Below are 15142 nucleotides of genomic sequence, written 5' to 3'. Positions count from 1 at the left end.
GGGATCCGGTCCCGCCGCTGCTACGGCCTTGCCAGCTGCCTTCGGTGAAGCCGGTCAGGTCGCCGGCTCCCATCTCGACCTCGACCTCGACGGCCTCGCCGTCCGGGACGATCACGCGCACCATGCCTGCCGCCATCTCGACCGGGACCATGACCTCGTTCTGCCCGTCCATGTCGAGCCCGGTCAGGTCGACCACCATGTCCCCCGCCATCAGGGAGAAGCCGTCCTCGGCGGCAGCGGCAGTGGTCGGCGCGAAGGAGACGTCGGCGACCGTCCGGCCGGGACCGTCGTACCAGTCGTCCGCGAGGGTGGCGGTGATCATCCCGGGCACGACCACCAGGGCAAGGAGCACGCCGAGCGCCGAGAGCCCGCGGCCACGGCGGCCACGCAGTGCCGAGACCACCACGCCCACGCCGAGCACGACCAGCATGGCGCCGCCGGCGGCGAGCGCCACGAACCAGCCGTCGTCGGATCCCGGCCAGAAGAGCTGGGGAACGAGCCGGTCCCAGATCACCAGACCTGCCAGGAGCAGCAGGCAGAGCCCGAGGACGACGCCGACCGTGCCGCGCCCCGGACCGGGCGTGCGTGGCTTGGGGGGAGTTGGTGGCGCGCTGGGCGCCGACCGACCTTCCATCGCCGGATCCCAGGGTGCTCCTGGCGCCGTCGTTCCTGGCACCGTGGTTCCGGTAGCCGTCGTCTCGGGGACGTCGTACGTCGCGCGACCGTAGGCGGTGTCGTACGGCGCGCCACCGGCGGTGTCGTACGGGGTGCCTCCGGCGGCGGTATCACCGGACGCTGCCGGCGGTGCCTCCGACGTCGTGTCGGTGGGGGACGCGTCACCGCGCCCGGCCTGCGACCAGCTGGTCGGTCCGGCGGCAGGACCGGCACCTGCGGCGTGGTAGACGCTCGCGCCGGGCGGCGGAGGCGGCGTCGTGACACCCGGTGTCCCCATATGCGGGGTCGGCCCGTAGCCCGGGGTAGGTCCATAACCGGCGGTCGGCCCAGGAGCGGGGGCGCCGGTCCAAGAAGGGGACCCGGCATCTGGCGCGCCCGGGGGCACGTTCGGGCGGGAGTCACGACGACGCAGCATCAGAGCCAGGATGAGTCCGACGATCCCGAGGAGGACGAGCGTGGGCAGGAACCCGCCGATGAACCAGTAGCTCTCGTCCCACCAGAACGCCGGCCGCACGAGGCCGATCAGAGCGAAGACGGCGGCGCCGGCGAGTGCGGCGTCGACGTTGCCGCGCAGTGCCTCCTGGGTGTGGATGCGGCCGTCGGACTCCTCGGGCAGCAGGGCCCAGCCCAGCCCGTAGAGGAGCAGACCGAGGCCGCCGAAGAACGTCATGACGACGAGGACGCCGCGCACCAGCAGCGGATCGACGTCGAGGCGGCGGGCGAACCCGCCGGCGACGCCACCGATCCACCGCTCCTGCGTGCGCCAGATGCCGGTCCGGCGCAGAGAGTCGAAGAAGCCGGGAGCCGGGCCCCGGACGTGCGTCTGCTGGTACGGGTCGGCCTGCGGGGGCGGCCCCGGTGTACCGGCCGGAGGGCCGTGGCCACCCGGTGCTGTGTGGGGGCGCTCCTGGCGCCCACTGCTGGTGCTCATGATGACAAGCCAACTCCACCGGGCCGCCGCCGCACCATCGGGGAGCACCCTGGTCGGACCCTGATTCGCCTCGGCGGAAACCCTGGAATCCGCCTCAGGCCGCCGATTTACGGCTCCCGGCGTGTGACGATGGGGCTTGTGAGCACCTCTGCTGCGCCCGTCTCGGGCCGCCTACCGTTGCGCCGTCCCCGCCGGGGGCGGCGCCTGGCGGGCGTGTGCGCGGGGCTCGCTGCCCACCTTCGCTTCCCGGTGCTCTGGGTCCGCCTCGGCGCAGTCGTCAGCATCTTCTTCCTGGGCGCCGGCGCGCTGCTGTACGTGTGGCTGTGGCTCACGGTTCCCGTCGGCGAGCCCACCGAGGCCGGCCGTCCGGCGGCCCTCGGCCGGCTCGCGCCGCGTCTCCGAGACGCACGGACGGGTTCGGTCACCCGGGACGTGATCATCGCGGCCGTGCTGCTGCTCGTCGCCGTCCAGCTGCTCTTCTGGCAGGTGACCGGATTCGGCACATGGCTGCTGCCCGCACTGCTCGTCGCGGCCGGTGCGGCCATCGCGTGGGGTCAGCTCGCGGCGGCGAGCCGTGGGGAGACCTCTCGGGGAACGCTGGTCGTGCGGGTCGGCGCCGGCGTCGTGCTCGCCGTGATCGGCGCGCTGCTGGTGGTGGCGCCCGGGCGGTCGCTGCCCGAGATGGTCGAGGCCACCCTGGCCGGGCTGGCTGTGGTTGCGGGCGTCGCCGTCGTCCTCGCGCCGCTGCTGCTGCGGCTCGTGCGTGAGCTCGGTTCGGAACGCGAGGCGCGCGCTCGCGAGTCCGAGCGTGCGGACATCGCCGCCCACCTCCACGACTCCGTGCTCCAGACGCTCGCACTCATCCGGGCTCGCGCGCAGGATCCCGATGTCTCGCGCCTGGCCCGCGCCCAGGAACGCGAGCTGCGCGAGTGGCTGTACACCGACCGGCCGGCGCCGGGCACGTCCGTCGCCGACGAGATCCGTCAGGTCGCCGGCGAGGTCGAGGACGTCCGCGGTGTGCCGATCGACGTCGTCACTGCGGGCGACGCCGTCCCCGACGCCGGTACCGAGGTCCTGACCGCCGCCGTCCGGGAGGCGTTGACGAATGCCGTGGCACACGGGCGCCCACCGGTCAGCCTGTACGTCGAGGTCGCGGCGGAGAAGAGCGAGGTCTTCGTCCGCGACCGCGGCGACGGATTCGACCTGGCCACGGTCCCCGACGACCGCCACGGCGTGCGACGCTCGATCGTGGGGCGCATGGAGCGGCACGGCGGCACGGCCGACGTACGGTCCGGTGTCGGCGGCACCGAGATCCACCTCGTCATGCCAACGAAGGGGCAGCAGTGAGCGAGCAACCTGAGCAGGACAAGATCCGTGTCCTCATCGTCGACGACCACGCGCTCGTGCGCAGCGGCGTGCGGGCGGAGCTGACCCGGCACGCCACCGACCTAGAGGTGGTCGGGGAGGCCGAGGACGTCGAGGGCGCCGTCGCCGCGGTGAACGCGCTGCGCCCCGACGTCGTCCTCCTGGACGTCCACCTGCCCGGTGGTCGCGGGGGAGGGGGCGCAGAGGTGGTGGCTGCCTGCGCGCCCCTGCTGACCACCACGCGGTTCCTCGCCCTGTCCGTCTCCGACGCCAGCGAGGACGTCGTCGCGGTCATCCGCGCGGGTGCCCGTGGCTACGTGACCAAGGCGATCAGCGCCCCCGACCTTGCCGACGCCGTCCGCCGCATCGCCGCGGGCGACGCCGCGTTCTCCCCGCGGCTGGCAGGCTTCGTGCTCGACGCGTTCGGCACGGCGGCCGGCGACCTGGCCGTGCACGACGACGAGCTCGACCGGCTCACGGCCCGCGAGCGGGAGGTCATGCGGCTCATCGCTCGCGGCTACACGTACAAGGAGGTCGCCGCCGAGCTGTTCATCTCGATCAAGACGGTCGAGACCCACGTCTCCGCGGTGCTGCGCAAGCTGCAGCTGTCCTCCCGGCACGAGCTGACCCGGTGGGCGGCCGACCGTCGCCTGCTCTGAGCACGGCGGCGCCCGCAGCGGCAGGGCCGGACACCGGGCGGCACTCGGCGGGACGGACCATTCGGCAGCGCGGCGGCGGCCGCTCCTAGAGTGACCCCATGGACATCGTCATGGGCATCCTCCTCGTCTTCCACATGATCGGCTGGGCCATCGTGCTCGGAGCCGCCCTCACCAGCCTGCGCCAGCCACGGCTCGCGAAGGGTGTCACCCACGGTGCCTGGACCGCCGTCATCGTCGGCATCCTCATGGTCGGCGCGGCCGAGATGAGCGGCTGGGAGCTCAGCTACGCCTGGGTCGGGGTCAAGCTGATCGTGGGCCTCGGCGTCCTCGGCATGAGCATCTACGGCGCGAGCAACGAGGAGAAGGTCACCCGCGGCTACCTCGTCACGCTCGCCGGCCTGGTGATCGTCAACATCTGCGTCGCCGTGCTCTGGGGCTGACCGATGTCCCCGCTCGCTGAGCTCCTCGTCGCACTGGTCATCGCCGTCGGCCTCGTCGGCGCGGTGGTCCAGGTCTACCCGGGCAGCCTCATCGTCCTCGCCGCCGTCGGGACGTGGGGCGTGGCGACCGGCGGCGTGGTCGGCTGGGTCGTCGTGGCCGTGGCCCTGGTCGCGGTGACCGTCGCCGGGATCGGGAAGTACCTCTACGCCGGGAAGTACCTCAAGGCCGCCGGCGTACCGAACCGCACGCTGCTCTTCGGCGGCGTCCTCGGCGTCGTCGGCTTCTTCGTCGTCCCCGTGATCGGGCTCCCGCTCGGCTTCATCCTAGGCGTCTACCTAGCCGAGCTCTACCGGCTGAGGGTCCAGCGCGAGGCGCGGCAGGCAACCGTCCAGGCGCTGCGCGCCACTGGCTGGACCATCCTCATCGAGCTGAGCGGCGCCATGCTGGCCACCGGAGCATGGGTCATCGGACTCCTCCTCACGTGAACGACGACGGCGGCGCCCCAGGCCCCGGCGGGCCCGGCAGGGCGGGGGCGCTGTCTCGGGTCGTCGACCACCTCGCCTGCCCGGTCTGCCGTGCACCGCTGACGCTCGACGACGGAACGGTCCGGTGCGCGGCCGGGCACGCCTTCGACGTCGCGCGGCAGGGTCACGTCACCCTGCTGGGCGGACGCCGTGCCTTCGCCGGCGACGACGCCGCCATGGTCGCCGCTCGCGAGGCGTTCCTCGCCCGCCGGCACTACGGGCGGCTCGCGCACGCCGTCGCCGAGGCCGTCGGCGACCGGTCGGGACTGTGCGTCGACCTAGCCGGCGGCACCGGATACTACCTGGCCGCCGTCGTCGCGGACCGGCCCCACCTGACCGGGCTGGTGCTCGACGCCTCGACGCCGGCCCTCAAGCGAGCCGCCCGAGCGCACGAGCGCGTCGCGGCCGTGGGAGCCGACGTGTGGCAGGCGCTCCCACTCCTCGACGACGCCGCGGACGTCGTCCTGTCCGTTTTCGGGCCCCGCAACGTGCCCGAGATCCGGCGGGTCCTCGCGCCGGGCGGCCGGTTCGTCGTCGCGACCCCGACGCCGCGGCACCTGCACGAGCTCGTCGAGCCGCTCGGCCTGGTGCGCGTGGGCCCGGAGAAGGAGAGCCGGCTCGCCGCCCAGCTGGCGGAGCTGGCGCCGGAGAGCTCCCGCGAGATCGAGTACCGGGTGCCGATGAGCCGTCACGACGTGCTCGACGAGGTCGCCATGGGACCGAGCAGCCACCACGTCGCCGCGGAGACTCTCCAGGAGGCCGTCGCTGACCTGCCCGACCCGGTGGACGTCACCGTCTCGGTGACGGTGCGCAGCTTCCGCGCGCCGGTCGGCGACTGAGTCGAGCCTCACCCGGCGGCCGTCCACACGGTCCGCCCCAGGTGGGTGCCGCCACATAGCATGGAGAGCACGATGCTCTCCCTGTTCGACGATCTCCCCCTGCCCGGCTCCTCCGGCACGCAGCAGCGCCTGCCCGCCGCCGTCCCGCCGCGTGAGGACGACGGCGCGACGCAGCCCCACGACGGTCAGGGCACGGCCGGCCGCGAGGGCGACGACCCGGTGGAGCGGGCCCGCCGCCGGGCGGCCAGCGGTTCCGGCGGTGACGGGGACAGGAGCCCGGGCGGTGCCGGACCGGACGCGGACGACCGGCCCGCCGGCTCGTACGGCATCGATCCCGACGCCCTGGTCGAGGGGCTCAACCCGAACCAGCGTGCCGCCGTCGTCCACAGTGGCGGCCCGCTGCTCATCGTGGCCGGCGCCGGCTCGGGCAAGACCCGGGTGCTGACCCACCGCATCGCGCACCTGCTCGCCACCGGTCGGGCACGCCCGGGGGAGATCCTCGCGATCACCTTCACCAACAAGGCGGCCGCCGAGATGCGCGAGCGGGTGAGCGACCTCGTCGGGCCCTCGGCCCGGCGCATGTGGGTCTCCACCTTCCACTCCGCGTGCGTGCGGATCCTGCGGCGCGAGCACGAGACGCTCGGCCTGCGTTCCAGCTTCTCCATCTACGACGCGGCCGACTCCCAGCGCCTGATGACCCTGGTGTGCCGCCAGCTGGACCTCGACCCCAAGCGGTATCCGCCGAGGATGTTCTCGCGGAAGGTCTCGGACCTGAAGAACGAGCTCATCGACCCCGACGACTTCGCGAACCAGGCCGGCGGGACGAACAACTTCGACTCGCACCTGGCCGAGGCGTACCGCCTCTACCAGGATCGGCTGCGCCAGGCGCACGCCCTCGACTTCGACGACCTCATCATGTCCACGGTGCACCTGCTCCAGGCGTTCCCCGCCGTGGCCGAGCACTACCGGCGCCGGTTCCGCCACGTGCTCGTGGACGAGTACCAGGACACCAACCACGCGCAGTACGCGCTCGTGCGCGAGCTGGCCGGTGTCGACGAGCGCGAGCGAGGGACGAGCGGTGGCGGGCAGGCGGACTCGGCCGACGACGAGGGCCTCGCGCCCGCCGAGCTCACCGTGGTCGGAGACGCCGACCAGTCGATCTACGCCTTCCGCGGCGCGACCATCCGCAACATCCTGGAGTTCGAGGACGACTACCCCCAGGCAAGGACGATCCTGCTGGAGCAGAACTACCGCTCCACGCAGACGATCCTCTCCGCGGCGAACGCCGTCATCTCCCGCAACGCCGGCCGCAAGGCCAAGAACCTCTGGACCGACGCCGGCGAGGGGCCGCTCATCGTCGGTTACGTCGCCGACTCCGAGCACCAGGAGGCCCGGTTCATCGCCGAGGAGATCGACCGGCTCGGCGACGAGCGCGGAACCCGGCCCGGCGACGTCGCGATCTTCTACCGCACCAACGCCCAGTCCCGGGCGATGGAGGAAGTCCTCGTGCGCGCGGGCCTGCCGTACAAGGTGGTCGGCGGCACCCGCTTCTACGAGCGCAAGGAGATCAAGGACGCGGTCGCCTACCTGCGGGCCGTCGCCAATCCCGACGACGCCGTCAACGTCCGCCGGATCCTCAACGTGCCCAAGCGGGGCCTGGGAGACCGGGCCGAGTCCGTCCTGGCGACCCACGCGGAGAAGCACCGCGTCTCGTTCGGCCAGGCGCTCGCCGACGCCTCTGCCGAAGGGGAGGAGCGGGACACCACTCCGGAGGTCATCGGCCTCGCCACGCGCGCACGCGCCCAGGTCAAGGCTTTCCACGAGCTGCTCACCGAGCTGCGGGACATGGAGGCCTCGGGAGCCGCCCCGGCCGAGATCCTCGACACCGCCCTCGACAAGTCGGGGTACCTCGCCGAGCTGCGCACCAGCGAGGACCCGCAGGACGCGACCAGGGTGGAGAATCTCGCGGAGCTGCACGCCGTGGCCGACGAGTTCCGTGAGACCGAGCCCGAGGGCGGCCTCGGCGACTTTCTCGAACGGGTCTCGCTGGTGGCCGACACCGACCAGCTGCCCGACGACGCCGACGACGCCGGCCAAGTGACCCTCATGACCGTGCACACGGCCAAGGGCTTGGAGTTCCCGGTCGTGTTCGTCACCGGCATGGAGGACGGCACGTTCCCGCACCAGCGCTCGCTGACCGAGGAGAACGAGCTCTCCGAGGAGCGTCGTCTGGCGTACGTGGCACTCACCCGGGCACGGGAACGGCTCTACATCTCGCGCGCGGCCGTGCGCACCGCGTTCGGGATGCCGCACGAGCTGCCGGCCTCGCGCTTCCTCGACGACATTCCCTCGGAGCTGGTGGAGTGGCGCCGGGCGGAGTCCTCCATGGAAACGCTGCGCCGGCCCAGGTCCGGGTACGGAGGCGGCTTCGGCTCCGGCCCTCCCGACCGCGGCGGGAACCTCGTGGGGGGCCGCAGCGGGCCGGTCCGGACGGGCAAGCTGGGCGTCGGTACGACCGCTGCGGGTTCGACGGGTCCGACGGGCCCCGCCGCGTCGACGGCGTCGACGAGCTCGGCCACGACGTCGGGCGCGGCGGCGAAGGCCGCAACCAAGCACCCGGAAGGACTCGGCCTGGACGTCGGGGACAAGGTCACCCACGACAGCTACGGACTGGGCACGGTGGTCGCGCTCGAGGGGTCCGGTTCCTCCGCCGTCGCCAAGATCGATTTCGGCAGCGGCCACCTCAAGCGGCTGCTGCTGCGGTACTCGCCGGTCACGAAGCTGTAGCCCTTGCGGGCGCGCCCGTCCGCGCGCCTCCACGGAAGCGTCGGTGCTCCTGCCTAGCCTCGGAGCGACAAGCCGTCGGGCCGGAGGCGCAACATGACGCAGGTGCAAGAACGCGCTGGCCATGGCGCTGCCTCGTCATCCCACGGCGCCGCGGTGCGGCCCTCCGGGCTTGGTGCACAGATGTCGCCCAAGGCCCGCGGCGGACGCATCGAAGGGCTGGACGGACTGCGCGCGATCGCCGTCGTCGCGGTCCTCGTGTTTCACCTGCGCCCGGAGTCGCTGCCGGGGGGTTTCCTCGGCGTCGACGTGTTCTTCGTCGTCTCCGGCTTCCTCATCACCACACTCCTGCTGCGTGAGATGGCCGGTGGGCGGATCAACCTCGCCGGGTTCTGGCTGCGCCGGGCGCGGCGGCTGCTGCCCGCCCTCCTCGCCGTCGTGCTCGTCTGCGTGCCCGCGGCGTGGGCGGTCAGCTCCGACCTGCTCGTCGGGATCGCGCGGCAGAGCGTCGGTGCGCTGACCTTCTCCACGAACTGGCTGGAGATCTCGGCCGGATCCAGCTACTTCGACACCACCGCACCACAGGTCTTCGCGCACTTCTGGTCGCTCGCGGTCGAGGAGCAGTTCTACCTGCTCTGGCCGCTCCTGCTGGTCGTCATCATGTCGGCCACCGCCGCTGCGCGCACCCGGGTCCGGATCGCGCTGGTGGCCGCCGGGCTCTCCGCCGCCCTCATGGCGCTGCAGCTCACACCCGGCGAGGACGCCACCCGCGTCTACTACGGCACCGACACCCACGCGTTCTCGTTGCTCGTCGGCGTCGCGCTGGCCTTCTGGTGGTCGCAGCCCGAAGGCTTTCTGTCGAGCGACGCCTGGCGACACTGGCAGCAGCGCGCGGCCCTCGGCGCGTTGGGCGGGCTTGCCGTCCTGATGCTGACGCTGCGCGAGTCGACGGCGTTCACCTTCCGTGGCGGCATCCTGCTCGCCGCGCTGCTCAGCGCGGTCCTCATCGCCGCGCTGCTGGGCAGGCCGACGCTGTTCCAGCGCGTCATGCGGGCACCGGCCGTGGAATGGGTGGGGCAACGCTCGTACGGGATCTACCTGTGGCACTGGCCCGTCATCGTGATCCTCACCCTGCTGGTCCCCACGGCTCACGACTCTGCCGAGCGCTGGGCGATCCTGTGCGTCGCGCTGCTGCTCACGCTCGCCCTCTCCGCCGCCTCCTACCGGTGGCTGGAGACGCCGGTGCGCAACCTGGGCTTCAGCGAAGCCATCCGCCGGTTCCGGCGGTCGCTGGTCACCGCCGTGCCGGCCCGGCGGGTGGCTGCACGCGCCACCGCGGGGACGACGGCGATGCTCGTGATCCTCGCCGGCGTCGCGATCGCCGCCGCACCCGACCGCACGAGTACCCAGGCACAGATCGAGGCGACCGAGGCGCGCCTCGCGGCGGACGCAGCGACGGCGGACGTGGTCACCGAGGCCGATCCCGAGCTGGACGCCTCCATGCCCACCGGGGAGGAGATCACCGCCTTCGGCGACTCCCTGGTCGTGACGAGCGCCGACGGCCTCGAGCACCACCTCCCGGGCATCCTGCTCGACGCGAGATCGAACCGGAAGTGGGTCGATGCGCCGGCCGTGGTCCAGGACGCCCTGGACCAGGGCACCGTGCGGCGGGCGGTGGTGCTCCACTTCGGCACGAACGCCGGCGTGGACGATCCGGACCTGGTGCGCGGGGTCCTCGACGATCTCGGTGCGGGCCGCATGATCGTGGTGCTGAACATCTACGGCAGCAGCCACTGGGTGCCCGGGTCGAACGCCGCGCTCGCCGACATCGTGGCCGACTACCCGAACGCGATCATCGGCGACTGGAACACCGCCGCGGCCGAGCACACGACGCTCCTCCAGGCCGATCAGATCCATCCCGACATCGAGGGCGCACACCTCTACGCCAACGTGGTCAAAGACGCTTTCCGGTCCCTCTCCGAACGCCTGACCGGGATCCCGGTCGAGGAGCCGGCCGACACGGAGGACGGGAGCGCCTGAGTCCGCCGTCCCAACAGCTGGCCGAGATGTCTCAGTGCCTGGCCGAGGAGTGGCGCTCGGGCGCAGCGCTGTAGGCTTTTCGGCGGATGTCTCGATGTCGAAACATCACGACTGAAGCCAACGGAAGGACCAGAGGCGTGGACCTCTACGAGTACCAGGCTCGTGACGTGTTCGAGAAGCATGGAGTACCCGTGCTGCGGGGCATCGTCGCGACGACGCAAGCCGAGGCGAAGGCTGCGGCCCAGGAGCTGGGCGGCGGGACCGTCGTCGTCAAGGCGCAGGTGAAGACCGGTGGCCGCGGCAAGGCGGGCGGCGTGAAGCTCGCTCACAACCCCGAGGAGGCCGAGGCGCACGCGGCGGAGATCCTCGGCATGGACATCAAGGGACACACCGTGCACCGGGTGATGATCGCCGAGGGCGCCTCGATCGCGGAGGAGTACTACTTCTCGCTCCTGCTGGACCGCGCCGAGCGCCGCTACCTGGCACTGGCCTCGGTCGAGGGTGGTGTGGAGATCGAGCAGCTCGCGGTCGAGCGTCCGGAGGCGCTGGCGCGCGTCGCAGTCGACCCGATCGCCGGCGTCGACAAGGCGAAGGCCGCCGAGATCGTCTCCGCAGCCGGGTTCGCGCCGGAGATCGCCGACGAGGTCGCCGCCGTCATCGAGCAGCTCTGGACGGCCTACGACGAGGAGGACGCCACGCTCGTCGAGGTCAACCCCCTGGTACGCACCGAGGCCGGTGCCATCATCGCTCTCGACGGGAAGGTGACCCTCGACGAGAACGCCGCGTTCCGGCACCCCGACCACGCCGAGCTCGTGGACCAGGCGGCGACCGACCCGCTCGAGGCCAAGGCCAAGGAGCTCGACCTCAACTACGTCAAGCTCGACGGCGAGGTCGGCATCATCGGCAACGGGGCGGGGCTGGTGATGTCCACTCTCGACGTCGTCGCCTACGCCGGCGAGCAGCAGGGCGTGAAGCCGGCGAACTTCCTCGACATCGGCGGCGGCGCGAACGCCACCGTCATGGCCAACGGGCTCGACGTGATCCTCGGTGACGAGCAGGTGCGCTCGGTGTTCGTCAACGTCTTCGGCGGGATCACCGCATGCGACGAGGTGGCCAGCGGCATCGTGAGCGCCCTGGAGATCCTGGGCGACACCGCTTCGAAGCCGCTCGTGGTCCGCCTCGACGGCAACAACGTGGAGGCCGGGCGGAAGATCCTGGCCGACGCCAACCACCCGCTCGTCACGGTCGTACCCACGATGGACGAGGCCGCGGCCAAGGCTGTCGAGCTCGCGGCTGCGAAGTAAGGACGGAAGCAACCACATGTCGATCCTTCTCAACTCCTCCTCCAAGGTCATCGTCCAGGGCATGACCGGCTCCATGGGGCAGGTCCACACGTTGCGGATGCTCAATTCCGGCACCCAGATCGTCGGCGGCGTGAACCCCCGCAAGGCGGGCACGTCCGTCGACTTCGACGTCGAGCCGCTCGGCCCGGGCGCCGAGAACCGGCAGGCCGGCACCGTCTCGGTACCCGTCTTCGGGTCTGTCGCCGAGTCCAGGGAGGCCACCGGGGCGGACGTCTCGGTCATCTTCGTGCCGCCGGCCTTCACGAAGGCCGCGGTGGTCGAGGCCGTCGACGCCGGCATCCCGCTCATCGTCATCATCACCGAGGGCATCCCGGTGGCCGACACCGCGGAGTTCTTCACCTACGCCGAGTCGAAGGGCGTGCGCCTCATCGGGCCGAACTGCCCGGGCATCATCACGCCGGGCGAGTCGAACGTGGGCATCACCCCGGCGAACATCACCGACTCCGGGCGCCTCGGCCTGGTCTCCAAGTCCGGCACGCTGACCTACCAGATGATGTACGAGCTGTCGGACGTCGGCTTCAGCACGTGCCTCGGCATCGGCGGCGATCCGGTCATCGGCACCACCCACATCGACGCGCTGAAGGCCTTCGAGGAGGACCCGGACACCGATGTCATCGTCATGATCGGTGAGATCGGCGGCGACGCCGAGGAGCGAGCCGCCGAGTACATCAAGGACAACGTCACCAAGCCGGTCGTCGGCTACGTGGCCGGCTTCACCGCACCCGAGGGCAAGACGATGGGCCACGCCGGCGCCATCGTCTCCGGCTCCTCGGGCACGGCCGAGGCGAAGAAGGTCGCCCTCGAGGCGGCCGGCGTCAAGGTCGGCAAGACGCCGTCCGAGACCGCGCGCCTGGCTCGCTCGCTGCTCGCCTGAGCACCCGGGGGCCGCTCCAGCCACTCCAGCCCGACGACGGCGGTCGCTCCCGCCGGGTGCGCCCGCCGTCGCGGCTCGGCCGGGGACCAGAGTGTTGATCTTGCTGCTATGACGACGAGATCGACACTCTCGTTCGGAGCGTGACCTGCGGGCGGCGTCGCCGGGGGCTCAGGCCGCTTCGGGGCGCGTCTCGAGGGCGGTGCGCACGGTCGCGACCTGCGTGCCGGTGCCTGTCAGTGCCTCAGCCGCCGGCCCACCGCCACGCAGAACGCCCAGCAGCACGTGCCGGTCGTTGATCTCATTGTCCTGCAGCCGTAGCGCCTCCCGGAGGGACAGCTCGAGCGCCTTCTTCGCGTCCGCGGTGAACGGGATGTGGCTGCCGCGCCGACCCTTCCCGCGCAGGGCCCGGCCCGCCCGCTCCAGCGCACCGGTGCCGAAGAGCGTGTCTGCGCTCCGGCTGACCCGCTCCAGGTCGATGCCGAGCGACGCCAGCGCGTCGGCGTCGAGACCGCTTTCCCGGACCATGTCCCGGAGCCGGTCGGCCACCGAGGCCGGGTCGATCCCGGCGTCGCGCAGCGCACGAGCGCCGCTGCCGTCCACGTCGAGCACGCCGAGCGCGACGTGCTCCGGCCCGATGCTCGCGGAGCTCGCCTCGCGGGCGATCTCCTGGGCCAGCACGACGGCGGCGCGGGCGTCCTTGGTGAAGCGTTCGAACATGTCTTGGTCCTCCATCTAAGTGAGGTCTGGTCGGCCGGTCAGGCCGGTCAGGCCGGTCAGGCCGGTCAGGCCGGTCAGGCCGGTCAGGCGCGTCGGCGCCCGTGCTTCTTGTGCACCGCCTGCCGGCTCACACCCAGCTCGGCGGCGATCTCCTGCCAGGACCAGCCGAGCTGCCGGGCACGCTCGACCTGGAGAACCTCCAGCCGCTCTGCGAGCTCACGAAGCGCGCGGACGGCACGGAGGCCGGTGGTCGGGTCCGGGCTCTGGGCGGCATCAGCCGTGTCGGTCAGCGTCATGGTGTCAATGTAGGTTGACGCTGCGGCCGTGTCAACGCATGTTGACGTCCAGCTCGCCCCCGACACGCCGCACGGGCAGGCGGGGCTGGCGCGGCGGCGGGGCGACGATGGGGCGATGGCCACCACCACGCAGACGCGCCCGTCCCGGGCGGCCGGCGCCCCGAGACCCGGCGGGTCCGGTCGGCTGCCGGAGGGCTGGCTGCGCGGGCTGGTCAGCGGAGTCGAGGCGGCGGTGCTGAGCTGGCTCGCTGTCGCCGTGCCCGCCGTGGCCGCCTACATCGCAACGGCAGCGGCTCCGGCGCTGGGCGACGCCTCCTGGCAGAGCGCCGCGGGCACCGGCACCGCGCTGTGGCTCCTGGCGCACGGCGGCGACATGACGGTCGGCGAGGGCACGGTGTCCGTGGTGCCGCTCGGGATGACGCTGCTGAGCGTCGGTGTCGTCTACGCCGCCGTCCGGCGGCTACGGATCGCCGGCTACGGGGCCGCCTCCTTCGCCGTCGTCGGGTTCGTCCTGTCGGTGCTGGTGGCGACCTTGGCCGCGCCGGGTGGACGTCTCGGTGCCCTGCTCGGTGGTGCGGTGGTGTCGACGCTCGGCACGGTGCTCGCGGCGCGCCGCTCGGGCGCGCCGGCCCCGGCATGGTCGGCCGGCGTTCCCGCGTGGGTCCGTGACGGCCTCCGCGGCGCGGGCTGGATCCTGCTGGCCCTGGCGCTGGTGTCCCTCGCTCTGGTGGTCGTGGCCCTGGTCACCGGCTGGGACCGCGTCCGGATGGTCCAGGACGCCTACATGCTCGCCCCGGTCGGTCTGGTCGTCATGACGGCGGCCCAGCTGCTCTACCTGCCCACTGTGGCCGTGTGGGCACTGGCGTGGAGCGCCGGCCCCGGGTTCGCCTTCGGCGCCGGGACACACTTCGCCGCCGGGGAGGCCGTGCCGGCACCCCTGCCCGCAATCCCGCTGCTCGGTGGCCTGCCTTCGCCGGAGGCACCGGGGCCGACGTGGGTGGTGGTCGTGCCCGTCGCGGTCGGTGTGATCGTCGGAGTCTTGCTGCACCGGCGCGCCTCCGGACGAGCCCTGGCGGAGTCCGTCGGCACCGCGATCTTGGCCGCCGTCGTCGTGGCCCTCGCCGCTGCGGTCCTCACGTACGCGGCGTCCGGCGGAATCGGCCCGGGACGCATGGCCGAGATCGGCGCCGAGCCGCCCGCTGTGGCCGGCATGCTGCTTGCCGAGGTCGGGGCGGCACTACTGCTGACCGTGGTCGTCCTGCACCCGCGCACGGCGGAGCTGGTCGGCCTCGGCGCCCGCCGTGCCCGGGAACGGGTCTCCGGGGCCTCCGAACGGCTCTCCCGGCGCAGAAGCGTCGGGCCGGTCGCTGCTGCGGCGGACGTGGCGACCGCCACCGGGCAAGCCCACGACGCCCACCGCGAGGAGGCCGACCGCGAGGACACCGACCGCGACGGCGAAGAACGGCAGGAGGACGGCGCCGCCCCGGACCGCAGCGCCGGGACGCCGGAGGAGGCATCGCCGGCGGAAGAGGCACTGTCCGGGCCGGCGCAGGAGCCACGAGTCGGGGAGGGCTGGAGCGGACCATCGCTGTCCGCGTGGTCCCGCGACGCCGGTCCCTGAGGCAGGGCTCGC

The 15142-nt window shown here is 72.4% G+C and carries 13 protein-coding genes; 10 read left to right on the top strand and 3 right to left on the bottom strand.

Annotated features, from left to right (window positions below):
• Positions 1 to 1606, bottom strand: a 1606-nt coding sequence (locus tag ABD907_RS06880) for a PspC domain-containing protein (protein ID WP_345215507.1), incomplete at its 3' end; no start/stop codon positions are given.
• 129 nt (positions 1607 to 1735) lie between these two features.
• On the opposite strand from ABD907_RS06880, the gene ABD907_RS06875 reads away from it, so the two are divergent.
• The 9 genes from ABD907_RS06875 (at position 1736) to sucD (ending at position 12496) form a co-directional block, all read left to right on the top strand.
• Complete coding sequence (locus ABD907_RS06875) at positions 1736 to 2953, top strand: ATP-binding protein (RefSeq protein WP_486334054.1); 1218 nt, start codon at positions 1736 to 1738, stop codon at positions 2951 to 2953.
• Positions 2950 to 3630: a LuxR C-terminal-related transcriptional regulator gene (locus ABD907_RS06870; RefSeq protein WP_345215005.1), complete on the top strand. Its 681-nt coding sequence runs from the start codon at positions 2950 to 2952 to the stop codon at positions 3628 to 3630. The genes ABD907_RS06875 and ABD907_RS06870 overlap by 4 nt, the downstream gene beginning before the upstream one ends.
• A gap of 98 nt (positions 3631 to 3728) precedes the next feature.
• Entirely contained in the window at positions 3729 to 4070 is a 342-nt protein-coding gene (locus ABD907_RS06865; protein ID WP_345215004.1) for a hypothetical protein, read from the top strand.
• Between the two features lie 3 nt (positions 4071 to 4073).
• Complete coding sequence (locus ABD907_RS06860) at positions 4074 to 4556, top strand: DUF456 domain-containing protein (RefSeq protein ID WP_345215003.1); 483 nt, start codon at positions 4074 to 4076, stop codon at positions 4554 to 4556.
• Positions 4553 to 5434, top strand: coding sequence for a putative RNA methyltransferase (locus tag ABD907_RS06855; RefSeq protein WP_345215002.1), 882 nt, complete (start codon positions 4553 to 4555; stop codon positions 5432 to 5434). The genes ABD907_RS06860 and ABD907_RS06855 overlap by 4 nt, the downstream gene beginning before the upstream one ends.
• 72 nt (positions 5435 to 5506) lie before the next feature.
• Positions 5507 to 8221 carry a UvrD-helicase domain-containing protein gene (locus ABD907_RS06850; protein WP_345215001.1) on the top strand — a complete coding sequence of 905 codons (2715 nt, stop codon included), beginning with the start codon at positions 5507 to 5509 and terminating at the stop codon, positions 8219 to 8221.
• 180 nt (positions 8222 to 8401) lie between these two features.
• The gene (locus ABD907_RS06845; protein WP_345215000.1) at positions 8402 to 10258 is read left to right on the top strand and encodes an acyltransferase family protein; all 1857 of its coding nucleotides are present in this window, start codon (positions 8402 to 8404) and stop codon (positions 10256 to 10258) included.
• Between the two features lie 137 nt (positions 10259 to 10395).
• Positions 10396 to 11562: an ADP-forming succinate--CoA ligase subunit beta gene (gene sucC, locus ABD907_RS06840; RefSeq protein WP_345214999.1), complete on the top strand. Its 1167-nt coding sequence runs from the start codon at positions 10396 to 10398 to the stop codon at positions 11560 to 11562.
• 16 nt (positions 11563 to 11578) lie between these two features.
• Entirely contained in the window at positions 11579 to 12496 is a 918-nt protein-coding gene (sucD, locus tag ABD907_RS06835) for a succinate--CoA ligase subunit alpha (RefSeq protein ID WP_345214998.1), read from the top strand.
• A 168-nt stretch (positions 12497 to 12664) separates the two neighbouring features.
• Here the strand turns inward: sucD and ABD907_RS06830 are convergent, their stop codons facing one another.
• Together ABD907_RS06830 and ABD907_RS06825 are read right to left on the bottom strand one after the other, a co-directional pair.
• On the bottom strand, positions 12665 to 13213 hold the full coding sequence (locus tag ABD907_RS06830; RefSeq protein WP_345214997.1) for a Clp protease N-terminal domain-containing protein: 549 nt from the start codon (positions 13211 to 13213) through the stop codon (positions 12665 to 12667).
• Positions 13214 to 13296: 83 nt separating this feature from the next.
• Positions 13297 to 13509, bottom strand: a complete 213-nt coding sequence (locus ABD907_RS06825; protein ID WP_345214996.1) for a helix-turn-helix domain-containing protein — start codon at positions 13507 to 13509, stop codon at positions 13297 to 13299.
• A gap of 28 nt (positions 13510 to 13537) precedes the next feature.
• Here ABD907_RS06825 and ABD907_RS06820 point away from each other — a divergent pair, with 28 nt between their 5' ends.
• Positions 13538 to 15130, top strand: a complete 1593-nt coding sequence (locus tag ABD907_RS06820; RefSeq protein ID WP_345214995.1) for a cell division protein PerM — start codon at positions 13538 to 13540, stop codon at positions 15128 to 15130.
• Positions 15131 to 15142 lie beyond the last annotated feature (12 nt).

It is taken from the genome of Georgenia halophila (assembly GCF_039541595.1).
The sequence above is the reverse complement of the archived record's forward strand: the minus strand, read 5'-3'. Positions and strand labels throughout refer to the sequence as shown.